Here is a 24,543-nt window from a genome sequence, read left to right as displayed (position 1 = left end):
ATGCCAGTCGCAGTGATTCAAATGGTCAGCCAGAGCGATGTGCTCGCCAACCTGGCCCGTGCCCGGGTGCTGCTGGAGCAGGCAGCCGCTGGCGGCGCACGGCTGGCGGTGCTGCCAGAGAACTTCGCGGCCATGGGGCGACGGGACATCGCCGACATTGGTCGTGCCGAAGCCTTTGGTCAGGGACCGATCCTGCCCTGGTTGAAACAGGTCGCCCGCGACCTCAAGTTATGGATTGTGGCCGGCACGTTGCCGTTGCCGCCGGTGGACCAGCCCGAGGCCAGGTCCCATGCCTGTTCGTTGCTGGTGGACGACCAGGGCCAGATCGTCGCGCGCTACGACAAGCTGCACCTGTTCGATGTGGATGTGGCGGACAATCGCGGGCGCTATCGCGAGTCTGATGACTATGCTTATGGCGCTAACGTGGTGGTTGCCGATACTCCCGTGGGGCGGGTGGGCCTGACGGTCTGTTATGACTTGCGGTTCCCGGAGCTGTACAGCGAGTTGCGGGCTGCCGGGGCCGAGCTGATCACCGCGCCCTCGGCGTTCACCGCGGTGACTGGTGCGGCCCATTGGGACGTGCTGATCCGCGCCCGGGCCATCGAGACCCAGTGCTATGTGCTGGCGGCCGCCCAGGGCGGCGTGCATCCGGGGCCGCGGGAAACCTTTGGCCATGCCGCGATTGTCGACCCGTGGGGCCGTGTGCTGGCACAACAGGATCAAGGCGAGGCCGTGCTGCTGGCCGAGCGCGACAGCAATGAACAGGCGTCCATCCGGGCGCGCATGCCGGTGGCCAGCCATCGGCGCTTTTTCTCGCAGGGCGCTCGACAGCGACCTGTCCAAGACGACGAATTCAAGGCGTAAATCATATGAGCGGGTTGTTGTCCTCAGTCAGTGAACACCTTCTAGCCCCCGGCGGCGTAACCCTCGAAAGCCTGCAAGGCGTGCTGGGCGACCTGGCCGGCCCGGGTATCGATGCCGCCGACCTGTATTTCCAGGGGCAGATCTCCGAGTCCTGGTCGCTGGAAGACGGCATCGTCAAGGAAGGCAGTTTCAACCTTGACCAGGGCGTGGGCGTGCGCGCCCAGTCCGGGGAAAAGACCGGTTTTGCCTACAGCAACGCCATCACCCTCGAAGCCCTCGGCGCCGCTGCCCGTGCCGCCCGCTCGATCTCCCGCGCCGGGCAGAACGGCACGGTCCAGGCGTTCAGCAGTCAGGACGTGGCGCAGTTGTATGCGCCGGATAACCCGCTGGAAGTCATGAGCCGCGCCGAAAAAGTCGAGCTGCTCAAGCGCATCGACGTCGCGACCCGTGCCCTCGACCCACGCATCCAGCAAGTAACGGTGAGCATGGCCGGGGTCTGGGAACGGATCCTCGTGGCCTCCACCGACGGCGGCCTGGCGGCGGACGTGCGACCACTGGTGCGGTTCAACGTCAGCGTGATCGTCGAGCAGAACGGTCGCCGTGAGCGTGGTGGCCATGGCGGCGGTGGACGCACCGACTACCGTTATTTCCTCAATGAAGATCGCGCCATGGGTTACGCCCGCGAAGCGCTGCGCCAGGCGCTGGTCAACCTGGAGGCGATCCCGGCGCCGGCTGGCACGTTGCCAGTGGTGCTGGGTTCCGGCTGGTCCGGCGTGCTGCTGCACGAAGCGGTGGGCCACGGCCTGGAAGGCGATTTCAACCGCAAGGGCAGCTCGGCCTACAGCGGGCGCATGGGGGAAATGGTTGCCTCCAAACTCTGCACCATCGTCGATGACGGCACCCTGGCCGGACGTCGCGGCTCCCTGAGCGTCGATGACGAAGGCACGCCGACCGAATGCACCACGCTGATCGAGAACGGCGTGCTCAAGGGCTACATGCAAGACAAGCTCAACGCCCGGTTGATGGGCGTGGCCCGCACCGGCAACGGTCGTCGTGAGTCCTACGCGCACCTGCCGATGCCGCGCATGACCAACACCTACATGCTGGGTGGCCAAAGCGATCCGGCGGAAATCATCGCCTCGGTGAAAAAAGGCATCTATTGCGCCAATCTCGGCGGCGGTCAGGTGGACATCACCAGCGGCAAGTTCGTGTTCTCCACCAGCGAAGCCTACCTGATCGAAGACGGCAAGATCACCGCGCCGGTCAAGGGCGCGACCCTGATCGGCAACGGGCCGGAGGCGATGAGCAAGGTGTCGATGGTCGGTAACGACCTGGCGCTGGACAGTGGCGTGGGGACGTGTGGCAAGGATGGGCAATCGGTGCCGGTAGGCGTCGGCCAACCGACCCTGAAGATCGATGCGATTACCGTGGGTGGCACGGGCGCATGATGGGAGCGCTGGGTGGAGTGCGAGGCCTCCACCCACGGTCGTTACTCAGCGCAGGCCGCGTTGAGTCTCGTCCAGCTCACGGATGTACTTGAAGATTTTACGGCTCGAGGCTGGTGGCTTGTTTTGCGCCAGTTCGTGCTGGGCCTGACGGATCAGGGAGCGCAATTGCTGGCGATCAGCCTCCGGGTAGTCGATGACGAATTTTTCCAGCACGCCGTCATCGCCTGCGATCAAGCGATCGCGCCAGCGTTCCAGGTTATGGAAGCGTTCGTTGTACTGCCGGGTAGAGGCATCGAGTTGATCGAGCAGGACCAGGATGGCGTCAGTGTCCTGATCGCGCATCAGTTTGCCGATGAATTGCAGGTGCCGTTTACGCGCGATATTCGCGGTGTGCTTGGGCGCATCGGCCAGGGCCCGGCGCAAGGCGTCGGTCAAAGGCAGTTTGGCCAGCAAGTCAGGCTTGAGTGTTGTCAGGCGCTCGCCGAGGTCAACCAGAGCATGCAGCTCGCGTTTGACCTGGGATTTGCTTTTTTCACCCTCGTAGAGGGAGTCGTCGTAAGAATCAACCATGGTGGCAGTCCGCAAAGAAACGCCGCCATGATAACCAGTCGGGGGCCGCTTGTCCGGCCCGGTCGCTCGAAGGCCATTACCGAGAGCAGAATTTGAGTGGAGAACACCATGAGTGCAGTTCAGAGCGTCGGCCCGCAAGCATTGCCGGCACTGCAGGAACAAGTCGAGCAGATCCTTGCCGAAGCCAAGCGACAGGGCGCCAGTGCCTGTGAGGTGGCGGTGTCCCTGGAGCAGGGGCTGTCGACCTCGGTGCGCCAGCGCGAGGTGGAAACTGTCGAATTCAATCGCGACCAGGGCTTCGGCATCACCTTGTACGTGGGCCAGCGCAAGGGCTCGGCCAGCACCTCGGCCAGCGGCCCGGAGGCCATTCGCGAAACCGTCGCCGCCGCACTGGCGATTGCCAAGCACACCTCCGAAGACGAAGCCTCGGGCCTGGCCGATGCCGCACTGATGTGCAAGGAGTTGCGCGACTTCGACCTGTTCCACGCCTGGGACATCACCCCTGAGCAGGCCATCGAGCAGGCGCTGCGTTGCGAAGCGGCGGCGTTCGATGCCGACCCGCGGATCAAGAACGCCGACGGCACGACGCTCAATACCCATCAGGGCTGCCGGGTCTACGGTAACAGCCACGGTTTCATCGGCGGTTATGCATCGACCCGCCATAGCCTCAGTTGCGTGATGATCGCCGAAGCCGACGGCCAGATGCAGCGCGATTACTGGTACGACGTGAACCGCCAGGGCACCTTGCTGGCGGACCCGGTCAGCATCGGCCAGAAAGCCGCGCAACGGGCGGCCAGCCGCCTGGGCGCGCGGCCGGTGCCAACCTGTGAAGTGCCAGTGCTGTTTTCCGCCGAGCTGGCCGGTGGCTTGTTCGGCAGCTTCCTGTCGGCGGTGTCCGGCGGCAACCTGTACCGCAAGTCGTCGTTCCTCGAGGGCGCGTTGGGCCAGAAACTGTTCCCGGAGTGGATGACCATCGACGAGCGTCCGCACCTGATGCAGGCCATGGGCAGCTCGGCGTTCGACGGCGATGGCCTGGCCACCTACGCCAAGCCGTTCGTGGAAAACGGCGAGTTGGTGTCCTATATCCTCGGCACCTATTCGGGCCGCAAGCTCGGCATGCCGAGCACGGCCAATGCCGGTGGCGTGCATAACCTGTTCGTGACCCATGGTGATGAAGACCAGGCGGCCTTGCTGCGGCGCATGGGGCGTGGCCTGCTGGTGACCGAACTGATGGGCCACGGCCTGAACATGGTCACCGGGGACTATTCCCGTGGCGCGGCGGGTTTCTGGGTCGAGAACGGCGAGATCCAGTTTCCGGTCCAGGAAGTGACCATCGCCGGGAACATGCGCGACATGTTCAAGCAGATCCTGGCCGTGGGCAACGACCTGGAACTGCGCAGCAACATCCGCACCGGCTCGGTCCTGATCGAGCGGATGACGGTGGCGGGGAGCTGATACCCATCCCATAAAAAAGGCGCGTCATCCGCTGGGTGACGCGCCTTTTTTGTGTCCGCGGAAATCCTTGTGGCGAGGGGATTTATCCCCGCTGGGGTGCGTAGCGCCCCCAAAAACTGGCACAGCGGTGTGTCTGGAAGATTGTCAGAGGGCTGCTTCGCACCCCAACGGGGATAAATCCCCTCGCCACAATGTGATCTTCATCAGGCTTGTGTTGGTTCTTATTATCATCTAATAATGAATCTCATTTGCCGAGTGAGCCCCGGTCATGAGTTTTGCCCTGCACGAGCAACCCTACCTTGAAAGCTGGCGCTGGATGAGTCGCCAGATCCGCTGCGCGATGAACCCTGACGAGCCGCGGCTGATCGAGCACTACCTGGCCGAGGGCCGCTATCTGGCCTGCTGCACCACGACATCGCCGTGGATGATTTCCGAAACCGCCTTCCGCTTGTTGCTCGACACCGCCTCCGACGTCGCGCTGCCCTGGCATTGGCGCAATCTCTGCCTGGACCAGGCCTGGCGCCCTTTGCGTGACCTCGAACGCCAATCGCTGTGCCGCTGCCGCCTCAAGCGCTGGCAGAGCCATGCCTGGGCGCTGGCGACCTGCGCTCTGGAGCCGTCGATCCCTCTTATTGAACTGGTGCAAGGATTTCCCGATGAGTAATACCCGTATCGAACGCGACAGCATGGGCGAACTGCAAGTCCCGGTGGACGCCCTCTACGGCGCCCAGACCCAGCGTGCCGTGGACAACTTTCCGGTCAGCGGCCAGCGTATGCCGGCGCAGTTCATCCGCGCCCTGATCCTGGCCAAGGCGGCCGCCGCCCGGGCCAACGTAGAGCTGGAACAAATCAGCGCGGCCCAGGGCAAGGCCATCGTCGATGCGGCCCTGGGGCTGCTCGAAGGCCGTTTCATGGACCATTTTCCGGTGGACATCTTCCAGACCGGCTCCGGCACCAGCTCCAACATGAACGCCAACGAAGTGATCGCCACCCTCGCCAGTCGCCTGCTGGGGGAGACGGTCAATCCGAACGATCACGTCAATTGCGGCCAGAGCAGCAACGACATCATCCCCACCAGCATTCACGTCAGCGCTGCGCTGGCCTTGCATGAGCAACTGTTGCCGGCGCTGTTGCACCTGGTGCAGGTGATCGAGCGCAAGGCCGAACAGGTCCACCCCTTCATCAAGACCGGCCGCACCCATCTGATGGATGCCATGCCGGTGCGCCTGAGCCAGGTGCTCTACGGTTGGGCACAGCAACTCAAGGCCAATATCGGTCACTTGCAGGATTTGCTGCCGAGCCTGCAATCCCTGGCCCAGGGCGGCACGGCGGTCGGTACCGGGGTCAACGCCCATCCACGTTTCGCCGAGCTGTTCAGCCAGCAACTGACGCAATTGACCCAGGTGCAATTCACCCCGGGCAAGAATCTGTTCGCGCTGATCGGCTCCCAGGACACCGCCGTCGCGGTTTCCGGGCAGCTCAAGACCACCGCCGTGTCGCTGATGAAAATCGCCAACGACTTGCGCTGGATGAATTCCGGGCCGCTGGCGGGCCTGGGGGAGATCGAACTCGAAGGCTTGCAGCCGGGTTCCTCGATCATGCCCGGCAAGGTCAACCCGGTGATTCCGGAAGCCACCGCGATGGTCGCGGCCCAGGTGATCGGCAACGACACGGTGATCACTATCGCCGGTCAATCGGGCAACTTCGAATTGAATGTGATGCTGCCGATCATCGCCCAGAACCTGCTGAGCAGCATCGCCCTGATGTCCACCGCCAGCCGCTTGCTGGCGGACAAGGCCATCGCCACGTTCAAGGTCAACGAGGCCAGGCTCAAGGAAGCGTTGTCGCGCAACCCGATCCTGGTGACCGCCCTGAATCCGATCATCGGTTACCAGAAGGCCGCTGAAATCGCCAAGAAGGCTTACCAGCAAGGCCGGCCGGTCATCGATGTCGCTCTGGAACACACCGACCTGACGCGCAGCGAACTCGAAGTCCTGCTGGACCCGGAGAAGCTCACCGCCGGCGGCGTGTAACCCCCGACACCTGTGTGGAGGACTCATCATGGAACACTGGAAACGTACGATCGAACGGGCCAATCGCTGTTTCATGCAGGGTGAGCTGGTAGATGCCCGCGAAGCCTATCTACAAGCCCTGGCCCTGGCGCAAGTGCTGTTCGAGCGCTGGGCGGACGCCGACGAAGCCGTGGCCGCCTGCGTTGTTTCCCACCATAACCTGGCGGACCTGCACTTGCGCCTGAACCAGCCGGAGGAGAGCGCCGAGTACTTGTGTGCGATCCACCAACGGTTGTTGCAGACGATCCAGGACGAACGCCTGGCGCCGGCCCTGCGCGCCGCCGCGCTGCGCCAGAGCCACAAGACCTATGTCGAACTGCTGAATTTCATCAGCGAGCACGGTGAATACCCTCGCACCCAGCGCCTGCTGCATTGCGACGCCGCTGCGCCCCGGCAGCGCAATGCCCCTCTCTACCATGGAGTTCATTGAAAATGGCTTTTACCTTGCCTGCATTGCCCTACGCCTACGACGCCCTGGAACCGCATATCGATGCGCAAACCATGGAGATCCACTACACCAAGCACCACCAGACCTACATCAATAACCTCAACGCGGCGGTGGACGGCACCGAATACGCCGGGTGGCCCATCGAAAAGCTGGTGTCCTGCGTGGAACAGCTGCCGCCAAGCCTGCAGGCCGCAGTGATCAACCAGGGCGGTGGTCATGCCAACCATTCGTTGTTCTGGGAAGTGATGACGCCCCGGGGCGGCGGCCAGCCCGATGGCGCCTTGGCGGCGGCAATCGACGCGCAACTGGGCGGTATCGAGCGTTTCAAGGAAGCCTTCACCAAGGCGGCGCTGACCCGTTTCGGCAGCGGCTGGGCCTGGTTGAGCGTGACCCCGCAAAAGACCCTGGTGGTGGAAAGCAGCGGCAACCAGGACAGCCCGCTGATGAACGGCAACACACCGATTCTTGGCCTGGACGTCTGGGAACACGCCTATTACCTGCGCTATCAGAACCGTCGTCCGGAATACATCAGTGCTTTCTACAACGTGATCAACTGGCCCGAGGTCGCCCGGCGCTACCAGGCTGCGCTGGCTACGAGCCCTTCCTGAAAACAACCCAAGGCTGACTATGGATACTCAAACACTGGCGATTGGAAGCGGACGGATGTTCCGCTATGCCTTGGGATCGTTGCTGCTGTTGGCCGGGATGACGTTGTTGGCGGCGCAGGGCCTGGCGTGGCTGGACCTGGAGCCAAGGCTGTTGCGGGCGCTTGAAGGCGGCGGGCTCTGCGCCCTGGGCACCGCGCTGGGGGCCGTGCCGGTGTTGGTCATCCGGCGCATGCCCCAGGCCGTCAGCGATTCGTTGCTGGGCTTCGGTGCCGGGGTGATGCTCGCCGCCACGGCATTTTCGCTGATCGTGCCGGGCATTGCCGCGGCCGAGGAGCTGGGGTTAACGCCTTGGGCGGCCAGCGGCCTCATCAGTTTCGGCATTCTATTGGGCGCGTTCGGGCTGTACCTGGTGGACCGCAAGGTCTCGGCCAGTCCCGAAAGGCTGGTCGCAGCGCCAGGCCGGCCGATCATTGCGCCGCGGATCTGGTTGTTCGTGTTTGCCATCATCGCCCACAACATTCCCGAAGGCATGGCGGTGGGTGTGTCGGCGGGTGGTGGTATGCCGGATGCCGACAGCCTGGCGATGGGCATCGCCTTGCAGGATGTACCCGAGGGGCTGGTGATCGCACTGGTGCTGGCTGCGGCGGGGATGTCGCGGGTCAAGGCATTCCTGATTGGCGCGGCGTCAGGGCTGGTCGAGCCAGCGTTCGCGCTGCTGTGCGCCTGGTTGGTGAGCCTGGCCGAGATGCTCTTGCCCCTGGGGCTGGCGTTGGCGGCCGGAGCGATGTTGCTGGTGGTGACTCACGAGGTCATTCCCGAATCCCGTCGCAATGGTCACGAGAAACTGGCGAGCCTGGGGCTGTTGGTGGGGTTTTGTTTGATGATGGTGCTGGATACGGCGTTGGCGTGACAAGCGAAGGCGTTGCGAGCACCGGCACTGGGGAGCAGGGATTTTATTCTGTGGCGAGGGGATTTATCCCCGGTGGGTTGCGAAGCTGCCCCAAAAAAAGTTCAGGCAACCTGATCCTCGGCGGTGACAGATATCAGGGCTGCTTCGCAGCCCAGCGGGGATAAATCCCCTCGCCACAATAAATCCGCCTTGGAGTCAGGAGGCGGTTACTCGCCTTCGTCGAAGTACCTGTTGATCAGGTCCACCAGGGCATCCATCGCTTCTTGCGCCTGCTCCCCTTCAGTGTTCAGGTGAATCTTGGTGCCCTTGCCGGCGGCGAGCATCATCATCGCCATGATGCTTTTACCATCGATCATCGACTCAGTTTCGGGCGTACGTCCGACCCGGATGGTGGCATCCTTGAACTGGCCGGCAACCCCGACGAACTTGGCCGACGCTCGGGCATGCAAACCCAGCTTGTTGATGATTTCAATTTCCCGAGCAGGCATCGCGATGTGAATCCTTTAGCTGAGGTCGCGGTGGCGAACCTGGACATTCTTCAGGGATTGTTGCAGGTGTTGACCCAGGCGTTCGGTCAGGTAGACGGAGCGGTGATGGCCGCCGGTGCAACCGATGGCGATCGTGACATAGGCCCGGTTGCTTGCGGCAAAGCGGGGCAGCCACTTGAGCAGGTAGCTGGAGATGTCCTGGTACATTTCCTCGACATCCGGCTGTGCGGCCAGGTAGTCGATCACCGGTTGGTCGAGCCCGGACTGCTCGCGCAATTCCGGTTTCCAATAAGGGTTGGGCAGGCAGCGCACATCGAACACCAGGTCGGCGTCTACTGGCATGCCACGCTTGAAACCGAACGACTCCACCAGGAACGCCGTGCCCGGCTCTGGCTGGTTGAGAAGGCGCAGCTTGATCGTGTCGCGCAACTGATACAGGTTCAGGTGCGTGGTGTTGACCTTCAGGTCGGCCAGGTCGGCGATTGGCCCCAGTAGCTGGCTTTCATCCTCGATGGCTTCGGCCAGGGAGCGATTGGCATTGCTCAGCGGATGGCGTCGACGGGTTTCGGAAAAGCGCTTGAGCAGTGTCTCTTCATCGGCATCCAGGTACAGCACGTCGCACTGGATATGCCGGCTGCGCACTTCCTCGAGCAGTTCAGGAAAACGCGACAGGTGGCTTGGCAGGTTACGCGCATCGATGGACACCGCCACCAGTGGCTGCGCCAGCTCGGTATGGATCAGGGCGCGCTCGGCCAGTTCCGGCAGCAGGCCGGCGGGCAGGTTGTCGATGCAATAGTAGCCGCTGTCCTCAAGCACATTGAGGGCCGTGCTTTTACCGGAGCCGGAACGGCCACTGACGATGATCATGCGCATTTTTAATGACCGTTCTGCTCGTCCAGGACCACCTGGTACAAAGCTTCGTTACTCGGTGCGCTGCGCAGTTTTTCGCGCACTTCCTTGCGGTCCAGCATGCTGGCAATCTGGCGCAGCAGCTCGAGGTGCGCATCGGTCGCCGCTTCCGGTACCAGCAATACAAACAGCAGGTCGACCGGGGCGCCGTCGATGGCGTCGAAATCTATGGCGGCTTCAAGGTGCAGCAACGCGCTGATCGGCGCGGCACAACCCTTGAGGCGGCAATGGGGGATGGCGATGCCGTTGCCAAAACCGGTAGAACCGAGTTTTTCACGGGCAACCAGGGCCTCGAAGACGTCCTGCATTTCCAGATCCGGTACCTCGCGGTGGATCAGGTTGGCAATTTGTTCGAGGGCTTTCTTTTTACTGCCACCCGGCGCGTTCACCAGGGAACGGCCGGGGGTCAGGATGGATTCTAGTCGGATCATGGATTGGGGGGGTTAACGACCGGTTGCGCCTTGAAGGAGGCTCTGGGTCTTTTCCTTATGCTTTTTGAGTTGGCGATCCAGCTTGTCGGTCAGCAGGTCAATCGCGGCATACATGTCTGTGTGCTCTGCGTTGGCAACCACTTCTCCGCCGGGGATATGCAGCGTGGCTTCGATTTTCTGCAGCAGCTTCTCGACGTTCATCGTGACTTGCACGTTGGTGATCTTGTCGAAATGCCTCTCTAATCGTTCGAGTTTTTCGCCGATGTAGGTGCGCAGGGGTTCGGTCACTTCCAGTTGGTGTCCACTGATGTTGACTTGCATACAGCTTCTCCTTCGTTGCCAGTGCATAAAGCGGCAGGCAGAAATGCCTGCCACTGGAACGCTGTGGCGTGGCCTGTTACATCAACCGCTTGCGTTCGCTCGAAGGCGCGATCCCGAGGGATTCGCGGTACTTGGCGACGGTACGACGGGCCACCTGAATGCCTTGTGCCTCCAGTAAACCAGCGATCTTGCTGTCACTCAACGGCTTTTTCTGATTTTCCGCGGCCACCAGTTTTTTGATGATCGCGCGGATGGCCGTGGACGAGCATTCGCCGCCTTCGGAGGTGCTGACGTGGCTGGAGAAAAAGTATTTCAATTCATAGATGCCCCGGGGGGTATGCATGAATTTCTGGGTGGTTACCCGGGAGATCGTCGACTCGTGCATGCCCACTGCCTCGGCAATGTCATGCAGGACCAACGGCTTCATCGCTTCGTCGCCGTACTCCAGGAAGCCGCGCTGATGCTCGACGATCTGGGTGGCCACTTTCATCAGGGTTTCGTTGCGGCTTTGCAGGCTCTTGATGAACCAGCGCGCTTCCTGCAACTGGTTGCGCATGAAGGTGTTGTCGGCGCTGGTGTCGGCGCGCTTCACGAAACCGGCGTACTGGGCGTTGACCCGCAGCTTGGGCACCGACTCCTGGTTGAGCTCCACCAGCCAGCGATCATTGTGCTTGCGCACGATCACGTCGGGGACCACGTATTCGGGTTCGGTGGATTCGATCTGTGAGCCGGGGCGTGGGTTGAGGCTCTGCACCAGTTCGATGACCTGACGCAGCTCATCTTCCTTGAGCTTCATGCGACGCATCAGTTGGCTGTAGTCGCGGCCGCCCAGCAGGTCGATGTAATCGGTGACCAGCCGCTTGGCTTCGGCCAGCCATGGCGTCTTGGCGGACAACTGGCGCAGTTGCAGCAACAGGCACTCACCCAGGTTGCGGGCGCCGATGCCGGCCGGCTCGAACTGCTGGATGCGATGGAGGACCGCTTCGATCTCGTCCAGCTCGATGTCGAGCTCGGGGTCGAAGGCTTCGAGGATTTCTTCGAGCGTCTCGTCCAGGTAGCCCTGGTTGTTGATGCAATCGATCAGGGTCACGGCGATCAGGCGATCGGTGTCGGACATCGGCGCCAGGTTCAGTTGCCACAGCAAGTGGCTTTGCAGGCTCTCGCCGGCCGAGGTGCGAGTGGTGAAGTCCCACTCGTCGTCATCGCTGCTCGGCAGGTTGCTGGCGCTGGTCTGGTAGACGTCTTCCCAGGCCGTGTCCACGGGCAGTTCGTTGGGGATACGTTCGTTCCATTCGCCATCCTCGAGGTTATCCACCGTCGGGGCGGCTTCCTGGTAGGACGGTTCCGGGATTTCGGTGTTGGTTTTCTGCTCGACGTTGTCGGCCAGCGGATCGGTGTTGTCGAAGTCGTCGCCTTCTTCCTGGCGTTCGAGCATCGGATTGGACTCCAGGGCCTCCTGGATTTCCTGTTGCAGGTCCAGGGTCGACAATTGGAGCAGGCGGATGGCCTGTTGCAGCTGCGGTGTCATCGTCAGCTGCTGGCCCATTCTCAAGACTAGCGATGGTTTCATGGCAGGGGCTTAACACCTTATTCGCCGGCGCACATGCGCCATCCACTACAGGGCGCCGAAGCGCCAAACTTAAGCAAATTATATGCCTGAAACTGAAGTGTTTGCCTAGAGCGTCGCCATAATAAAATTAAACGACGCCCAGGCGATTCGCCAGACACTTGTGCTTACAGGCGGAACTCGTGGCCCAGATACACTTCCTTGACCAGGTCATTGGCCAGGATGGCTGCGGAGTCGCCTTCGGCGATCAGCTGGCCGTCATTGACAATGTAGGCGGTTTCGCAGATATCCAGCGTCTCGCGCACGTTGTGGTCGGTGATCAGCACGCCGATCCCCTTGGCCTTGAGGTGATGGATGATCTGCTTGATGTCGCCCACCGAGATCGGGTCCACGCCGGCGAACGGTTCGTCGAGCAGGATGAACTTCGGTGCGGTGGCCAGGGCGCGGGCGATTTCCACGCGACGCCGTTCGCCACCGGACAGGCTCATGCCCAGGTTGTCGCGAATGTGGCTGATGTGGAACTCCTGCAACAGGCTTTCCAGCTCTTGGCGACGACCGGCCTTGTCGAGTTCCTTGCGGGTCTCGAGGATCGCCATGATGTTGTCGGCAACCGACAGTTTGCGGAAGATCGACGCTTCCTGCGGCAAATAGCCGATGCCGGCCTTCGCCCGGCCGTGCATCGGCTGGTGGCTGACGTCCAGGTCGTCGATCAGCACGCGACCCTGATCGGCCTGGACCAGGCCGACGATCATGTAGAAGCAGGTGGTCTTGCCTGCGCCGTTGGGGCCGAGCAGGCCGACGATCTGGCCGCTGTCGATGGACAGGCTGACATCACGCACGACTTGGCGGCTCTTGTAGCTCTTGGCCAGGTGCTGAGCTTTCAGAGTTGCCATTACTGGGCCTTCTGCTCGGTTTTCTTTTTCGGCTGGATCACCATATCGATCCGCGGACGCGACTCGGTCACCTTGCTGCCGGTGGCGCGACCGGCGCTGGCGAGTTTCTTGTTGGTGTCGTAGACGATTTTCTCGCCTTGGGTCACGTTATTGTCCTTGTCGACCACCTTGGCGCGGTCGATCAGCACGACGCGATCCTGGGAGGCGTGGTACTGGATAGTTACCCCGTAGCCCTGTACAGGCTTGGTGTCGCCCGCAGTTTGCAACTGTTCGAAATAGGCCAGGTTGCCCACCGAGGTCACTACATCGATATCACCGGAAGGGGTGCGGGTAATGGTCACGGTGTTGCCGGTGACCTTCATCGAACCTTGGGTGATGATCACGTCGCCTTTATAGGTGGCGACGCCATTCTTGTCGTCCAGTTGCGCGTCATCGGCCTGGATGCGGATAGGCTGGTCGCGATCGTTGGGAAGAGCCCAGGCGCTCGCGCTTCCCAGTGCTGCGCCCAGACTGAGCAAAATAGGGAGGGTTTTAGCGAGCTTCATACTGTCCTCTTACGTTCGATAGCAGGTGTATCCTGCTTTCCTTCAAATACGCTTTCATTCCCGTGCCGGTCGATACACCCCCGGCGCCGTCGATTCTAACGGGTTGCTCGGTCTGCGCATATTCTTGCTGTGGGAACACGGTCATACGACTGCTGGTGATGATGGTCGTCCGGTTTTTCTCGTCGGTTCGAGCGACGCGTACCGAGTCGATCAGTTCCACTTCGGTGCCCCCGGAGTTGACTTCGGCGTGCTCGCTCTGCACATGCCACGGAAACTCGGTGCCGCGGAACATGTTCAGGTCCGGCTTGGTCACCAGGGTAATATCGGTGGCCTTCACGTGGTCGACCTTGTCGGAGGTCATCTCATATTGCACTTTGCCGTCGGGCAGGTACTGCAGGGTATGCGTGTTGGTCGCGTACCAGTCGATCTTTTCCTCGACCTGGGCCGCAGGCTGGTCGAGAAACCGTTCGGGGCTGATGTTCCAATAGCCCACCGCCGCAAAAATCGCCGCGATACAGCCGAACACCATAATGGTGCGAATCTTCTTGCTCAGCATAAATGGCTCACAGGTACGCGGCGTTGGCCGCTTCGAGGCGGCCCTGGGCGCGCAGGATCAGTTCACAGAATTCGCGGGCCGCACCTTCGCCGCCTCGCGCCGTGGTGACGCCGTGGGCATGCTCGCGTACGAAGCTGGCCGCGTTGGCGACCGCCATGCCCAGGCCGACCCGGCGAATCACTGGCAGGTCTGGCAGGTCGTCACCAAGGTAGGCCACCTGTTCATAGCTTAGGTTGAGTTGCCCCAGAAGTTCGTCCAGCACCACCAGTTTATCTTCGCGCCCCTGGTAAAGGTGCGGGATGCCGAGGTTCTTCGCGCGCCGCTCGACCACCGGGGTCTTGCGGCCGCTGATGATAGCGGTCTGCACGCCAGCAGCCATCAACATCTTGATGCCTTGGCCGTCGAGGGTGTTGAAAGTCTTGAACTCACTGCCGTCTTCGAGGAAATACAGGCGCCCGTCGGTCAGTACACCGTCCACATCGAAAACCGCCAGCTTGATGGCTTTGCCGCGTTGCAACAGGTCTGTGTTCATTTACATGACTCCGGCACGCAGCAGATCGTGCATGTTCAGGGCGCCCACCGGACGGTCTTCGTCGTCGACGACCACCAGGGCGCTGATCTTGTGGTCTTCCATGATTTTCAGGGCCTCGGCAGCAAGCATCTCGGCGCGGGCGGTCTTGCCGTGAGGCGTCATGACTTGCTCGATGGTCGCGCTGTGGATGTCGATGGTGCGGTCCAGGGTGCGGCGCAGGTCGCCGTCGGTAAAGATCCCGGCGAGCTTGCCATCGGCTTCGAGCACCACCGTCATGCCCAGCCCCTTGCGAGTCATCTCCATGAGCGCGTCCTTGAGCAGCGTCCCGCGCTGCACCTGCGGCAACTCCTGGCCGGCGTGCATCACGTTCTCGACTTTCAGCAACAGGCGACGGCCGAGGGCGCCACCGGGATGGGAGAAAGCGAAGTCTTCGGCGGTGAAGCCCCGGGCTTCCAGCAGCGCCACGGCCAGGGCATCGCCCATGACCAGGGCGGCGGTGGTGGAGGAGGTCGGTGCCAGGTTCAACGGGCAGGCTTCGTGCTCGACATGGACATTGAGGTTCACTTCGGCGGCCTTGGCCAGTGGCGAGTCCGGGTTGCCGGTGATGCTGATCAGCTGGATGCCCAGGCGCTTGATCAGCGGCAGCAGGGTGATGATCTCATTGGTGGAGCCGGAGTTGGACAGGGCCAGGATGATGTCGTCCCGGGTGATCATGCCCATGTCCCCGTGGCTGGCTTCGGCCGGATGGACGAAAAAAGCCGTGGTGCCGGTGCTGGCGAGCGTGGCGGCGATCTTGTTGCCGATGTGCCCGGACTTGCCCATGCCGACCACGACCACGCGGCCCTTGCTGGCCAGAATCATCTCGCAGGCGCGTACGAAATCAGCGTCGATATGGGGCAGCAAGCCTTGTACGGCTTCGAGCTCGAGGCGGATGGTACGTTGTGCCGATTGAATCAGGTCGCTGGATTGGCTCATGTCAGAAATCGTATAGCCCGATGAAAAGGCGGCGATTATAGCGGCAATGAACAATTCCCTCACGTAAGTTCGTCATGCTTTGTTCGAAGACCCACAAGGTTCGACATAAAATGTGGCTTTTACCTTAAGCCAGGCTTAACGGGCGGGGCGTTGGCCTTGGGCGCTTGGCTGTTGCAGTGATATAGTTCGCCGCCGGTTCTCGTGCCCGGCGGTGCCGGCGCTTGTCGGCTGCCCAGGGCATTCGAATGTGAGGCTGCATCGCAAGGAGTTTAGATGAGTGCCGACAACGCCTACGCGGTCGAGCTGAAGGGATTGTCCTTCAAGCGAGGGACGCGCAGCATTTTCAATGACATCGATATTCGCATTCCGCGCGGCAAGGTCACCGGCATCATGGGGCCTTCCGGGTGTGGCAAGACCACGCTGCTGAGGCTGATGGGCGCACAGCTGCGGCCCAGCGCCGGCGAAGTCTGGGTCAATGGTCAGAATCTTCCCGAGTTGTCCCGCAGCGACCTGTTCGACGCGCGCAAGCACATGGGCGTGCTGTTCCAGAGTGGCGCGCTGTTTACCGATCTCGACGTATTCGAGAACGTGGCGTTCCCGCTGCGGGTCCATACCGACCTGCCGGAAGAGATGATCCGCGACATCGTGCTGCTCAAGTTGCAGGCAGTCGGGCTGCGGGGTGCCCTCGACCTGATGCCCGACGAACTGTCCGGTGGCATGAAGCGTCGGGTCGCGCTGGCGCGGGCGATTGCCCTCGATCCGAAGATCCTCATGTACGACGAACCCTTCGTCGGCCAGGACCCGATCGCCATGGGTGTGCTCGTGCGCCTGATCCGCCTGCTCAACGATGCGCTGGGCATCACCAGTATCGTGGTCTCCCACGACCTGGCCGAAACCGCCAGTATCGCGGACTACATCTATGTGGTCGGCGATGGCCAGGTGCTGGGGCAGGGCACGCCCCAGGAACTGGCGGATTCGGACAACCCGCGTATTCGCCAATTCATGAAGGGTGATCCGGACGGCCCCGTGGCGTTCCATTTTCCGGCCACGGATTACCGTACCGATCTGTTGGGGAAGCGCTGATGCGCAAGAAATCGCTATTGGAAAGAATTCGCCTGTTCGGCCGCTCCGGCATCGACGTGGTGGCGGTACTGGGTCGTTCTTCGCTGTTCCTGATGCACGCCTTGCTCGGTCGCAACTCGACCGGCGGCGGCTTTGGCCTGCTGGTCAAGCAGCTGCACTCGGTGGGTGTGATGTCCCTGGTGATCATCGTGGTCTCCGGGATCTTCATCGGCATGGTGCTGGCGCTGCAAGGCTTCAGCATCTTGTCCAGCTACGGTTCGGAACAAGCGGTCGGGCAGATGGTTGCGCTGACGCTGCTGCGTGAGCTCGGCCCGGTGGTGACCGCGCTGTTGTTCGCCGGGCGTGCCGGTTCGGCGTTGACGGCTGAAATCGGTAACATGAAGTCCACCGAGCAGTTGTCCAGCCTGGAAATGATCGGTGTCGACCCGCTCAAGTACATCATCGCCCCGCGCCTGTGGGCCGGCTTCATTTCCCTGCCGGTGCTGGCGATGATTTTCAGCGTCGTGGGGATCTGGGGCGGCTCGTGGGTAGCCGTCGACTGGCTGGGGGTCTATGAGGGTTCCTACTGGGCCAACATGCAAAACAGCGTCGATTTTCTCGACGATGTCCTCAATGGCGTGATCAAAAGTGCCGTATTCGCTTTCGTCGTGACCTGGATCGCCGTGTTTCAAGGCTATGACTGTGAGCCCACGTCAGAGGGGATCAGCCGTGCCACAACCAAGACCGTGGTGTACGCCTCGCTGGCGGTCCTGGGCCTTGACTTTATTCTGACCGCCTTGATGTTTGGAGATTTCTGATGCAAAACCGCACCCTGGAAATCGGTGTCGGCCTTTTCTTGCTGGCTGGCATCCTGGCTTTGCTGTTGCTGGCCCTGCGGGTCAGTGGACTGGCGCCGACGGCAAGCACCGATACTTATAAACTTTACGCAAACTTTGACAATATCGCCGGTTTGACGGTCAGAGCCAAGGTGACCATGGCCGGTGTCACTATCGGCAAGGTCACGGCAATCGATCTGAATCGCGAGGATTTCACCGGTCGGGTGACGCTGCAGCTGGAAAAGCGCGTGGATAACCTGCCGACTGACTCCACTGCATCTATCCTCACGGCTGGGCTGCTGGGTGAGAAGTACATTGGCATCAGCGTGGGTGGGGAAGACACCGTGCTCAAGGACGGTGGCGTCATCCACGACACGCAGTCGTCCCTGGTGCTCGAGGACCTGATCGGTAAATTCCTGCTCAATACCGTTAGCAAAGACGCCAAATGAGGAGCTTTTGAATGATCTCTATCTTGCGACGTGGCCTGTTGGTGTTGCTCGCGGCGCTGCCGTTGATGGCTAACGCCGTGGCGGCGCCTTCGGCCCATGACATCATCCAGGACACGACGACCCGGCTGCTGGCGGACCTTGCCGCCAACAAAGAGAAATACAAGCAGGACCCAAGCGCGTTCTATGACGCCCTCAACGGCATCGTCGGCCCTGTGGTCGACGCCGACGGCATCTCCAAGAGCATCATGACCGTCAAGTACTCGCGCAAGGCAACCCCGGCGCAGATGACCCGCTTCCAGGAGAACTTCAAGCGCAGCCTGATGCAGTTCTATGGCAATGCCTTGCTTGAATACAACAACCAGGGCATCACCGTTGCGCCGGCCAAGGACGAAAGCGGTACCCGCACCAGTGTCGACATGCAGGTCAAGGGCAACAACGGCGCGATCTACCCTGTGTCCTATACGCTCGAGAAAATCAACGACGAGTGGAAAGTGCGCAACGTGATCATCAATGGCATCAACATCGGCAAGCTGTTCCGCGATCAGTTCGCCGACGCGATGCAGCGCAATGGCAATGACCTGGACAAGACCATCAACGGCTGGGCCGGTGAGGTCGCCAAGGCCAAGGAAGTGGCCGAAGATGCCCAGGAGAAGCAGGCACAATGATCGAGTCGGTAAGTGAGTCGGCCGTTCGTCTGGGCGGGGCGGGTGAGCTGCTGCTCAGTGGCGTGCTGGATTACCGCACCGGCCCGGCCCTGCGCAAGCAGGGCCAGGCGCTGATCAAGTCCGTCAGCGGCGCCGAGGTGGTCATTGACTGCTCGGCGGTGCAGAAGTCCAGCAGCGTCGGCTTGTCGCTGCTGCTGTGCTTCATGCGCGACGCCAAGGCTGCCGGTAAAACGTGGAGCATCCGTGGGATGCCCGAAGACATGCGCGAAATAGCCCAGGTCAGCGAACTGACCGAGTTGTTGGCGCACCCCTGACCCACATCGTTGGAAAAGTCCCCCCGTCAGAGTCCTGCTTCGCGGGGTTCGCAGGCGCGGGGCTTTTTTGTATGATGTGCGACCCGCGCGCACAGGGCGCCGATTGAGGTTGAGCATGCAGGCTGTAGAAGTGAAGAGCTTCCTTGAAGGAAAGCTGCCTGGTACGCAGGTGGAAGTTGAAGGCGAAGGCTGCAACTTCCAGTTGAACGTGATCAGCGATGAACTGGCGGCATTGAGCCCAGTGAAGCGTCAGCAGAGCATCTATGCCCATTTGAACCCATGGATCGCCGATGGCAGCATCCACGCGGTCACGATGAAATTTTTCAGCAGCGCGGCCTGGGCCGAGCGCACCTGAGCCCAAGGGCCTCGAGATTCTTATGGATAAACTGATTATTACCGGCGGCGTTCGTCTTGATGGCGAAATCCGTATTTCCGGGGCAAAGAACTCCGCCCTGCCGATCCTGGCGGCGACCTTGCTATGCGATGGCCCGGTGACCGTGGCCAACCTGCCGCACCTGCACGACATCACCACGATGATCGAGCTGTTCGGCCGCATGGGCATCGAGCCGGTGATCGACGAGAAGCTCAGCGTCGAGATCGACCCGCGCACCATCAAGACCCTGGTCGCCCCGTACGAGCTGGTGAAAACCATGCGTGCGTCGATCCTGGTATTGGGCCCGATGGTCGCCCGCTTCGGTGAAGCCGAAGTCGCCTTGCCTGGCGGTTGCGCCATTGGCTCGCGTCCGGTGGACCTGCACATTCGCGGCCTGGAAGCCATGGGCGCGGTGATCGACGTCGAAGGCGGCTACATCAAGGCCAAGGCGCCGGAAGGCGGCTTGCGCGGCGCGCACTTCTTCTTCGATACCGTCAGCGTGACCGGTACCGAGAACATCATGATGGCCGCCGCGCTGGCCAAGGGCCGCAGCGTGCTGCAAAACGCCGCCCGCGAGCCTGAAGTGGTCGACCTGGCGAACTTCCTGATCGCCATGGGCGCCAAGATCAGCGGTGCCGGCACCGACACCATCACCATCGATGGCGTCGAGCGCCTGCATTCGGCCACCTACAAAGTGATGCCCGACCGGATCGAAACCGGTACCTACCTGGTCGCCGCCGCCGTCACCGGTGGCCGCGTCAAGGTCAAGGACACCGATCCGACCATCCTCGAAGCCGTCCTGGAAAAACTCAAGGAAGCTGGTGCCGAAGTCACCTGCGGTGAAGACTGGATCGAAGTGAACATGCACGGCAAGCGGCCAAAAGCCGTCAACGTGCGGACCGCTCCGTACCCGGCGTTCCCGACCGACATGCAGGCGCAGTTCATCTCCCTCAACGCCATTGCCGAAGGCACGGGCGCAGTGATCGAGACGATCTTCGAAAACCGCTTCATGCACGTCTACGAACTGCACCGCATGGGCGCCAAGATCCAGGTCGAAGGCAACACTGCCATCGTTACCGGCACCGAGAAGCTCAAGGGCGCGCCCGTCATGGCCACCGACCTGCGGGCCTCGGCCAGCCTGGTCATCTCGGCCCTGATTGCCGAAGGCGATACCCTGATCGACCGCATCTACCACATCGACCGTGGCTACGAGTGCATCGAAGAAAAACTGCAGATGCTCGGCGCCAAGATCCGCCGCGTACCGGGCTAGTCCTGGCTGCATGGGCACAAGGATGTGCCTGTTGAATAGTTTCAAATCGAGGGTGTTTGCACCCTCGATGTGTGTCCGGCGCCGCTTGCGACCGGGCATGAGTACCTTGATAAGGACTGACGTTTCCCATGTTGACCATCGCACTGTCCAAGGGCCGCATCCTTGACGACACCCTGCCGCTTCTGGCTGAAGCGGGCATCGTGCCGACCGAGAATCCGGACAAGAGCCGCAAGCTGATCATCCCCACGACCCAGGCCGATGTGCGCTTGCTGATCGTGCGTGCCACCGATGTGCCGACCTATGTGGAACATGGCGCCGCCGACCTGGGCGTTGCCGGCAAGGACGTGTTGATGGAATACGGCGGCCAGGGCCTGTACGAGCCCCTGGACCTGCGGATCGCCCGCTGCAAGCTGATGACCGCCGGTAAAGTCGGCGCGCCGGAGCCCAAGGGGCGTTTGCGCGTGGCGACCAAGTTCGTCAACATTGCCAAGCGTTACTACGCCGAGCAGGGCCGCCAGGTCGATATCATCAAGTTGTACGGTTCGATGGAGCTGGCGCCGCTGATCGGCCTGGCGGACAAGATCATCGACGTGGTCGACACCGGTAATACCCTGCGGGCCAACGGTCTGGAACCCCAGGATTTCATCGCTGACATCACCTCCCGGCTGATCGTCAACAAGGCGTCGATGAAAATGCAGCATGCTCGTATCCAGGCTCTGATCGATACCCTGCGCAAGGCAGTGGAATCGCGACACCGCGGCTGATTCACCTGCGCGACCTTGAGTCGCGCCCGTCTATCCGTGTCATAGCCAATTTTCTCAGGTGCCCACGCGAATGGACTGGTAGCTTAGGGCGCCTGAGCATTTGCCATTAATGAGGCCCTCGCTATGACCGCTCCCACTTCGATTCGCCGACTCAACGCTGCCGACCCGGATTTCGCACATCATCTGGATCATCTGCTGAGCTGGGAAAGTGTGTCTGACGACTCGGTCAATCAGCGGGTGCTGGACATCATCAAAGCTGTGCGCGAGCGTGGCGATGCCGCTTTGGTGGAGTTCACCCAGAAATTCGATGGCCTGCAAGTGGCGTCCATGGCCGACCTGATCCTGCCGCGCGAGCGCCTGGAACTGGCCCTGACCCGGATCACCGTGCCCCAGCGCGAAGCCCTGGAAAAAGCCGCGACGCGGGTGCGCGACTATCACGAGAGGCAGAAACAGGACTCCTGGAGCTACACCGAAGCCGACGGCACGGTGCTGGGCCAGAAGGTCACGCCGCTGGATCGCGCCGGCCTGTACGTACCGGGCGGCAAGGCGTCCTATCCATCCTCGGTGCTGATGAACGCCATTCCGGCCAAGGTCGCCGGCGTGACCGAAGTGGTCATGGTGGTCCCGACCCCGCGCGGTGAAATCAACGAGCTGGTGCTGGCCGCTGCCTGCATCGCTGGCGTGGACCGGGTGTTCACCATCGGCGGCGCCCAGGCCGTGGCTGCGTTGGCCTATGGCACCGAGAGCGTGCCGAGGGTCGACAAAGTGGTCGGGCCGGGCAACATCTACGTCGCCACGGCCAAGCGCCACGTGTTTGGCCAGGTCGGCATCGACATGATCGCCGGGCCTTCGGAGATCCTGGTGGTGTGCGACGGCCAGACCGACCCGGACTGGATCGCCATGGACCTGTTTTCCCAGGCCGAGCACGACGAAGACGCCCAGGCGATCCTGGTCAGCCCGGACGCCGAGTTCCTCGACAAGGTCGCTGCCAGCATCGACAAGCTGCTGCCGACCATGGACCGTGCCGAGATCATCAACACGTCGATCAATGGCCGTGGTGCGCTGATCAAGGTCGATGACATGGCACAGGCCATCGAGGTCGCCAACCGCATCGCGCCGGAACACCTGGAATTGTCGGTCGCTGACCCGCAGGCCTGGTTGCCGCAGATCCGCCATGCTGGTGCGATCTTCATGGGCCGTCACACCAGCGAAGCCCTGGGCGACTACTGTGCAGGTCCCAACCACGTGTTGCCGACGTCCGGCACCGCGCGTTTCTCGTCGCCGCTGGGGGTGTATGACTTCCAGAAGCGTTCGTCGATCATCTTCTGCTCCGAGCAGGGCGCGTCCGAACTGGGCAAGACCGCTTCGGTGCTGGCCCGCGGCGAGTCACTGAGCGCCCACGCCCGCAGCGCCGAGTACCGCATCCTTGATGAGAACTCCATTGACGGGCAGGGGAACTGAAATGAGTAAATTCTGGAGCCCGTTCGTCAAGAACCTGGTGCCCTACGTGCCGGGTGAACAGCCGAAGCTGACTCGCCTGGTCAAGCTCAACACCAACGAGAACCCCTACGGCCCATCGCCCAAGGCCTTGGCGGCGATGCAGACCGAGCTGAATGACAACCTGCGGCTGTACCCGGATCCCAACAGCGATCTGCTGAAAAACGCCGTGGCCCGGTATTACGGGGTGCAGAGCAATCAGGTGTTCCTGGGCAACGGTTCGGATGAAGTGCTGGCGCACATTTTTCACGGCCTGTTGCAGCACGATCAGCCGCTGTTGTTCCCGGACATCAGCTACAGCTTCTATCCGGTGTATTGCGGGTTATACGGCATCAAGTACGATGCCGTGCCGCTGGATGCGCAGTTCCGGATCGACCCGGCGGACTACGCCAAGCCGAATGGCGGGATCATTTTCCCCAACCCGAACGCGCCGACCGGTTGCCTGCTGGCGCTGGAAGCGGTCGAGCGGATCCTCAAGGCCAGCCCGGATTCGGTGGTAGTGGTCGACGAGGCCTATATCGACTTCGGCGGCGAGACGGCCATCAGCCTGGTGGACCGTTATCCGAACCTGCTGGTGACCCAGACCCTGTCCAAGTCCCGCTCCCTGGCGGGGCTGCGAGTGGGCCTGGCGGTGGGGCATCCGGACCTGATCGAAGCGCTGGAGCGGATCAAGAACAGCTTCAACTCCTATCCGCTGGATCGCCTGGCGAATGTTGGTGGCGCGGCGGCGTTCGATGATCGTGAGTATTTCCAGCGGACCTGCCAGTTGGTCATCGAGCACCGTGAATGGGTCGTGGCGCAACTGCAAGCCAAGGGCTTTGAAGTGCTGCCCTCGGCGGCCAACTTCATCTTCGCCCGCCACCCCCGGCACGATGCGGCGGGACTGGCAGCGAAATTGCGGGAGCAGGGCGTGATCGTGCGGCATTTCAAGCAGGAGCGGATTGCCCAGTTCCTGCGGATCAGCATTGGCACGCCGGAGCAGAACCAGGCACTGATCCAGGCTCTCGGCGAACTCTAAAGTCGCAAATGAAACCTGATGTGGGAGCGGGCTTGCCCGCGAAGGCGTCATGTCAGTCACTGCTATGTTGGCTGACCCGACGCCATCGCGAGCGGGCTCGCTCCCACAGTTGTTTTGGGGTGTTCACAAGATCGGCATTCCACCGCAAATCCCCCTGTGGGGGCGGGCTTGCTCGCGAAGGCGGTGTATCAGTCAGACTCTATGTGGCTGACCCGACGCCTTCGCGAGCAGGCTCGCTCCCACAGTTGTTTGGGGGTGTTCACAAGATCGGCATCTACCGCAAGCCCCCTGTGGGGGCGGGCTTGTCCGCGAAGGCGTCATGTCAGTCACTGCTATGTTGGCTGACCCGACGCCATCGCGAGCAGGCTCGCTCCCACAGTTGTTTGGGGGTGTTCACAAGATCGGCATTCCACCGCAAATCCCCCTGTGGGAGCGGGCTTGCCCGCGAAGGCGTCATGTCAGTCACTGCTATGTTGGCTGACCCGACGCCATCGCGAGCAGGCTCGCTCCCACAGTTGTTTGGGGGTGTTCACAAGATCGGCACTCCACCGCAAGCCCCCCTGTGGGAGCGGGCTTGCTCGCGAAGGCGGTGTATCAGTCAGACTCTATGTAGCTGACCCGACGCCATCGCGAGCAGGCTCGCTCCCACAGTTGTTTTGGGATGTTCACAAGATCGGCATTCCACCGCAAATCCCCCTGTGGG

Annotated in this window: 29 protein-coding genes; 18 read left to right on the top strand and 11 right to left on the bottom strand. The window is 61.8% G+C overall.

Annotation, left to right across the window (positions count from 1 at the left end; translation table 11 throughout):
* Together AC30D9_RS12705 and tldD are read left to right on the top strand one after the other, a co-directional pair.
* Positions 1–864, top strand: coding sequence for a carbon-nitrogen hydrolase family protein (locus AC30D9_RS12705; RefSeq protein WP_134922843.1), 864 nt, complete (start codon positions 1–3; stop codon positions 862–864).
* 5 nt (positions 865–869) lie between these two features.
* On the top strand, positions 870–2,312 hold the full coding sequence (gene tldD / locus AC30D9_RS12700; protein WP_307576186.1) for a metalloprotease TldD: 1,443 nt from the start codon (positions 870–872) through the stop codon (positions 2,310–2,312).
* A 45-nt stretch (positions 2,313–2,357) separates the two neighbouring features.
* On the opposite strand, the gene yjgA is transcribed toward tldD, so the two are convergent.
* The gene (gene yjgA / locus AC30D9_RS12695; RefSeq protein ID WP_003197830.1) at positions 2,358–2,882 is read right to left on the bottom strand and encodes a ribosome biogenesis factor YjgA; all 525 of its coding nucleotides are present in this window, start codon (positions 2,880–2,882) and stop codon (positions 2,358–2,360) included.
* 108 nt (positions 2,883–2,990) lie between these two features.
* Here yjgA and pmbA point away from each other — a divergent pair, with 108 nt between their 5' ends.
* The 6 genes from pmbA to AC30D9_RS12665 all read left to right on the top strand — a co-directional run bounded on the left by pmbA (position 2,991) and on the right by AC30D9_RS12665 (position 8,375).
* Entirely contained in the window at positions 2,991–4,337 is a 1,347-nt protein-coding gene (pmbA, locus tag AC30D9_RS12690) for a metalloprotease PmbA (protein ID WP_134922844.1), read from the top strand.
* A 268-nt stretch (positions 4,338–4,605) separates the two neighbouring features.
* On the top strand, positions 4,606–5,001 hold the full coding sequence (locus AC30D9_RS12685; protein WP_490144134.1) for a FagA protein: 396 nt from the start codon (positions 4,606–4,608) through the stop codon (positions 4,999–5,001).
* Positions 4,994–6,370, top strand: a complete 1,377-nt coding sequence (locus tag AC30D9_RS12680; protein WP_490144133.1) for a class II fumarate hydratase — start codon at positions 4,994–4,996, stop codon at positions 6,368–6,370. The genes AC30D9_RS12685 and AC30D9_RS12680 overlap by 8 nt, the downstream gene beginning before the upstream one ends.
* 28 nt (positions 6,371–6,398) lie before the next feature.
* Positions 6,399–6,839 (top strand): DUF2753 family protein, encoded by a 441-nt coding sequence (locus AC30D9_RS12675; protein WP_134922847.1) that lies wholly within the window; start codon positions 6,399–6,401, stop codon positions 6,837–6,839.
* A 2-nt stretch (positions 6,840–6,841) separates the two neighbouring features.
* Positions 6,842–7,465 carry a superoxide dismutase gene (locus AC30D9_RS12670; protein ID WP_134922848.1) on the top strand — a complete coding sequence of 208 codons (624 nt, stop codon included), beginning with the start codon at positions 6,842–6,844 and terminating at the stop codon, positions 7,463–7,465.
* 19 nt (positions 7,466–7,484) lie between these two features.
* Positions 7,485–8,375, top strand: coding sequence for a ZIP family metal transporter (locus AC30D9_RS12665; protein ID WP_307576178.1), 891 nt, complete (start codon positions 7,485–7,487; stop codon positions 8,373–8,375).
* Between the two features lie 206 nt (positions 8,376–8,581).
* Here the strand turns inward: AC30D9_RS12665 and AC30D9_RS12660 are convergent, their stop codons facing one another.
* From AC30D9_RS12660 to AC30D9_RS12615, 10 genes are all read right to left on the bottom strand, one after another.
* Complete coding sequence (locus AC30D9_RS12660; RefSeq protein ID WP_307576176.1) at positions 8,582–8,863, bottom strand: HPr family phosphocarrier protein; 282 nt, start codon at positions 8,861–8,863, stop codon at positions 8,582–8,584.
* 15 nt (positions 8,864–8,878) lie between these two features.
* Complete coding sequence (gene rapZ, locus AC30D9_RS12655) at positions 8,879–9,736, bottom strand: RNase adapter RapZ (RefSeq protein WP_307576174.1); 858 nt, start codon at positions 9,734–9,736, stop codon at positions 8,879–8,881.
* Positions 9,737–9,738: 2 nt separating this feature from the next.
* Positions 9,739–10,203: a PTS IIA-like nitrogen regulatory protein PtsN gene (ptsN, locus tag AC30D9_RS12650; protein WP_109753550.1), complete on the bottom strand. Its 465-nt coding sequence runs from the start codon at positions 10,201–10,203 to the stop codon at positions 9,739–9,741.
* Between the two features lie 12 nt (positions 10,204–10,215).
* A complete protein-coding gene (gene hpf, locus AC30D9_RS12645; protein WP_039010540.1) occupies positions 10,216–10,524 on the bottom strand; it encodes a ribosome hibernation-promoting factor, HPF/YfiA family in 309 nt (102 codons plus the stop codon).
* A gap of 76 nt (positions 10,525–10,600) precedes the next feature.
* On the bottom strand, positions 10,601–12,094 hold the full coding sequence (locus tag AC30D9_RS12640) for an RNA polymerase factor sigma-54 (RefSeq protein WP_307576171.1): 1,494 nt from the start codon (positions 12,092–12,094) through the stop codon (positions 10,601–10,603).
* Between the two features lie 164 nt (positions 12,095–12,258).
* Positions 12,259–12,984, bottom strand: a complete 726-nt coding sequence (gene lptB / locus AC30D9_RS12635) for an LPS export ABC transporter ATP-binding protein (RefSeq protein WP_018614004.1) — start codon at positions 12,982–12,984, stop codon at positions 12,259–12,261.
* Positions 12,984–13,529, bottom strand: a complete 546-nt coding sequence (lptA, locus tag AC30D9_RS12630) for a lipopolysaccharide transport periplasmic protein LptA (RefSeq protein WP_134922850.1) — start codon at positions 13,527–13,529, stop codon at positions 12,984–12,986. Before lptA ends, lptB begins: the two co-directional genes overlap by 1 nt.
* Entirely contained in the window at positions 13,516–14,085 is a 570-nt protein-coding gene (lptC, locus tag AC30D9_RS12625) for an LPS export ABC transporter periplasmic protein LptC (protein ID WP_134922851.1), read from the bottom strand. Before lptC ends, lptA begins: the two co-directional genes overlap by 14 nt.
* Positions 14,086–14,092: 7 nt before the next feature.
* Positions 14,093–14,617 carry a KdsC family phosphatase gene (locus AC30D9_RS12620; RefSeq protein WP_109753554.1) on the bottom strand — a complete coding sequence of 175 codons (525 nt, stop codon included), beginning with the start codon at positions 14,615–14,617 and terminating at the stop codon, positions 14,093–14,095.
* Positions 14,618–15,592 (bottom strand): KpsF/GutQ family sugar-phosphate isomerase, encoded by a 975-nt coding sequence (locus AC30D9_RS12615; protein WP_134922852.1) that lies wholly within the window; start codon positions 15,590–15,592, stop codon positions 14,618–14,620.
* A gap of 273 nt (positions 15,593–15,865) precedes the next feature.
* Between AC30D9_RS12615 and AC30D9_RS12610 the strand changes: the two genes are divergently transcribed.
* The 10 genes from AC30D9_RS12610 to hisC all read left to right on the top strand — a co-directional run bounded on the left by AC30D9_RS12610 (position 15,866) and on the right by hisC (position 23,840).
* Entirely contained in the window at positions 15,866–16,675 is an 810-nt protein-coding gene (locus AC30D9_RS12610; RefSeq protein WP_024618943.1) for an ATP-binding cassette domain-containing protein, read from the top strand.
* Complete coding sequence (gene mlaE, locus AC30D9_RS12605; protein ID WP_079302654.1) at positions 16,675–17,472, top strand: lipid asymmetry maintenance ABC transporter permease subunit MlaE; 798 nt, start codon at positions 16,675–16,677, stop codon at positions 17,470–17,472. Before AC30D9_RS12610 ends, mlaE begins: the two co-directional genes overlap by 1 nt.
* Positions 17,472–17,939 carry an outer membrane lipid asymmetry maintenance protein MlaD gene (gene mlaD / locus AC30D9_RS12600; RefSeq protein WP_003178020.1) on the top strand — a complete coding sequence of 156 codons (468 nt, stop codon included), beginning with the start codon at positions 17,472–17,474 and terminating at the stop codon, positions 17,937–17,939. Before mlaE ends, mlaD begins: the two co-directional genes overlap by 1 nt.
* A gap of 11 nt (positions 17,940–17,950) precedes the next feature.
* Positions 17,951–18,604: an MlaC/ttg2D family ABC transporter substrate-binding protein gene (locus AC30D9_RS12595; RefSeq protein ID WP_134922855.1), complete on the top strand. Its 654-nt coding sequence runs from the start codon at positions 17,951–17,953 to the stop codon at positions 18,602–18,604.
* A complete protein-coding gene (locus tag AC30D9_RS12590; RefSeq protein WP_134922856.1) occupies positions 18,601–18,918 on the top strand; it encodes an STAS domain-containing protein in 318 nt (105 codons plus the stop codon). The genes AC30D9_RS12595 and AC30D9_RS12590 overlap by 4 nt, the downstream gene beginning before the upstream one ends.
* Before the next feature lie 115 nt (positions 18,919–19,033).
* Positions 19,034–19,273: a BolA family protein gene (locus tag AC30D9_RS12585; protein ID WP_007953556.1), complete on the top strand. Its 240-nt coding sequence runs from the start codon at positions 19,034–19,036 to the stop codon at positions 19,271–19,273.
* Between the two features lie 22 nt (positions 19,274–19,295).
* Positions 19,296–20,561, top strand: a complete 1,266-nt coding sequence (gene murA, locus AC30D9_RS12580; RefSeq protein WP_041020860.1) for a UDP-N-acetylglucosamine 1-carboxyvinyltransferase — start codon at positions 19,296–19,298, stop codon at positions 20,559–20,561.
* A gap of 128 nt (positions 20,562–20,689) precedes the next feature.
* Positions 20,690–21,325, top strand: coding sequence for an ATP phosphoribosyltransferase (gene hisG / locus AC30D9_RS12575; RefSeq protein WP_047228656.1), 636 nt, complete (start codon positions 20,690–20,692; stop codon positions 21,323–21,325).
* A gap of 123 nt (positions 21,326–21,448) precedes the next feature.
* A complete protein-coding gene (gene hisD, locus AC30D9_RS12570; protein ID WP_134922857.1) occupies positions 21,449–22,786 on the top strand; it encodes a histidinol dehydrogenase in 1,338 nt (445 codons plus the stop codon).
* Between the two features lies 1 nt (position 22,787).
* Positions 22,788–23,840 carry a histidinol-phosphate transaminase gene (hisC, locus tag AC30D9_RS12565; RefSeq protein ID WP_490144132.1) on the top strand — a complete coding sequence of 351 codons (1,053 nt, stop codon included), beginning with the start codon at positions 22,788–22,790 and terminating at the stop codon, positions 23,838–23,840.
* The last annotated feature ends 703 nt before the right edge of the window (positions 23,841–24,543 follow it).

This window comes from Pseudomonas sp. DF11 (genome assembly GCF_058148565.1).
This window is presented reverse-complemented; position numbering and strand designations above follow the sequence as displayed.

What these genes read in the sequence shown, in the direction of transcription:
- mlaD (WP_003178020.1), top strand. Translation starts at nt 17,472, where the DNA reads ATGCAAAACCGCACCCTGGAAATCGGTGTCGGCCTTTTCTTGCTGGCT.
- AC30D9_RS12680 (WP_490144133.1), top strand. Translation starts at nt 4,994, where the DNA reads ATGAGTAATACCCGTATCGAACGCGACAGCATGGGCGAACTGCAAGTC.
- AC30D9_RS12685 (WP_490144134.1), top strand. Translation starts at nt 4,606, where the DNA reads ATGAGTTTTGCCCTGCACGAGCAACCCTACCTTGAAAGCTGGCGCTGG.
- hisG (WP_047228656.1), top strand. Translation starts at nt 20,690, where the DNA reads ATGTTGACCATCGCACTGTCCAAGGGCCGCATCCTTGACGACACCCTG.
- yjgA (WP_003197830.1), bottom strand. Translation starts at nt 2,882, where the DNA reads ATGGTTGATTCTTACGACGACTCCCTCTACGAGGGTGAAAAAAGCAAA.
- rapZ (WP_307576174.1), bottom strand. Translation starts at nt 9,736, where the DNA reads ATGCGCATGATCATCGTCAGTGGCCGTTCCGGCTCCGGTAAAAGCACG.
- AC30D9_RS12610 (WP_024618943.1), top strand. Translation starts at nt 15,866, where the DNA reads ATGAGTGCCGACAACGCCTACGCGGTCGAGCTGAAGGGATTGTCCTTC.
- mlaE (WP_079302654.1), top strand. Translation starts at nt 16,675, where the DNA reads ATGCGCAAGAAATCGCTATTGGAAAGAATTCGCCTGTTCGGCCGCTCC.
- murA (WP_041020860.1), top strand. Translation starts at nt 19,296, where the DNA reads ATGGATAAACTGATTATTACCGGCGGCGTTCGTCTTGATGGCGAAATC.
- AC30D9_RS12670 (WP_134922848.1), top strand. Translation starts at nt 6,842, where the DNA reads ATGGCTTTTACCTTGCCTGCATTGCCCTACGCCTACGACGCCCTGGAA.
- AC30D9_RS12640 (WP_307576171.1), bottom strand. Translation starts at nt 12,094, where the DNA reads ATGAAACCATCGCTAGTCTTGAGAATGGGCCAGCAGCTGACGATGACA.
- ptsN (WP_109753550.1), bottom strand. Translation starts at nt 10,203, where the DNA reads ATGATCCGACTAGAATCCATCCTGACCCCCGGCCGTTCCCTGGTGAAC.
- AC30D9_RS12595 (WP_134922855.1), top strand. Translation starts at nt 17,951, where the DNA reads ATGATCTCTATCTTGCGACGTGGCCTGTTGGTGTTGCTCGCGGCGCTG.
- hpf (WP_039010540.1), bottom strand. Translation starts at nt 10,524, where the DNA reads ATGCAAGTCAACATCAGTGGACACCAACTGGAAGTGACCGAACCCCTG.
- tldD (WP_307576186.1), top strand. Translation starts at nt 870, where the DNA reads ATGAGCGGGTTGTTGTCCTCAGTCAGTGAACACCTTCTAGCCCCCGGC.
- AC30D9_RS12585 (WP_007953556.1), top strand. Translation starts at nt 19,034, where the DNA reads ATGCAGGCTGTAGAAGTGAAGAGCTTCCTTGAAGGAAAGCTGCCTGGT.
- AC30D9_RS12620 (WP_109753554.1), bottom strand. Translation starts at nt 14,617, where the DNA reads ATGAACACAGACCTGTTGCAACGCGGCAAAGCCATCAAGCTGGCGGTT.
- hisD (WP_134922857.1), top strand. Translation starts at nt 21,449, where the DNA reads ATGACCGCTCCCACTTCGATTCGCCGACTCAACGCTGCCGACCCGGAT.
- AC30D9_RS12590 (WP_134922856.1), top strand. Translation starts at nt 18,601, where the DNA reads ATGATCGAGTCGGTAAGTGAGTCGGCCGTTCGTCTGGGCGGGGCGGGT.
- AC30D9_RS12615 (WP_134922852.1), bottom strand. Translation starts at nt 15,592, where the DNA reads ATGAGCCAATCCAGCGACCTGATTCAATCGGCACAACGTACCATCCGC.
- AC30D9_RS12665 (WP_307576178.1), top strand. Translation starts at nt 7,485, where the DNA reads ATGGATACTCAAACACTGGCGATTGGAAGCGGACGGATGTTCCGCTAT.
- AC30D9_RS12660 (WP_307576176.1), bottom strand. Translation starts at nt 8,863, where the DNA reads ATGCCTGCTCGGGAAATTGAAATCATCAACAAGCTGGGTTTGCATGCC.
- AC30D9_RS12675 (WP_134922847.1), top strand. Translation starts at nt 6,399, where the DNA reads ATGGAACACTGGAAACGTACGATCGAACGGGCCAATCGCTGTTTCATG.
- hisC (WP_490144132.1), top strand. Translation starts at nt 22,788, where the DNA reads ATGAGTAAATTCTGGAGCCCGTTCGTCAAGAACCTGGTGCCCTACGTG.
- lptB (WP_018614004.1), bottom strand. Translation starts at nt 12,984, where the DNA reads ATGGCAACTCTGAAAGCTCAGCACCTGGCCAAGAGCTACAAGAGCCGC.
- AC30D9_RS12705 (WP_134922843.1), top strand. Translation starts at nt 1, where the DNA reads ATGCCAGTCGCAGTGATTCAAATGGTCAGCCAGAGCGATGTGCTCGCC.
- pmbA (WP_134922844.1), top strand. Translation starts at nt 2,991, where the DNA reads ATGAGTGCAGTTCAGAGCGTCGGCCCGCAAGCATTGCCGGCACTGCAG.
- lptC (WP_134922851.1), bottom strand. Translation starts at nt 14,085, where the DNA reads ATGCTGAGCAAGAAGATTCGCACCATTATGGTGTTCGGCTGTATCGCG.
- lptA (WP_134922850.1), bottom strand. Translation starts at nt 13,529, where the DNA reads ATGAAGCTCGCTAAAACCCTCCCTATTTTGCTCAGTCTGGGCGCAGCA.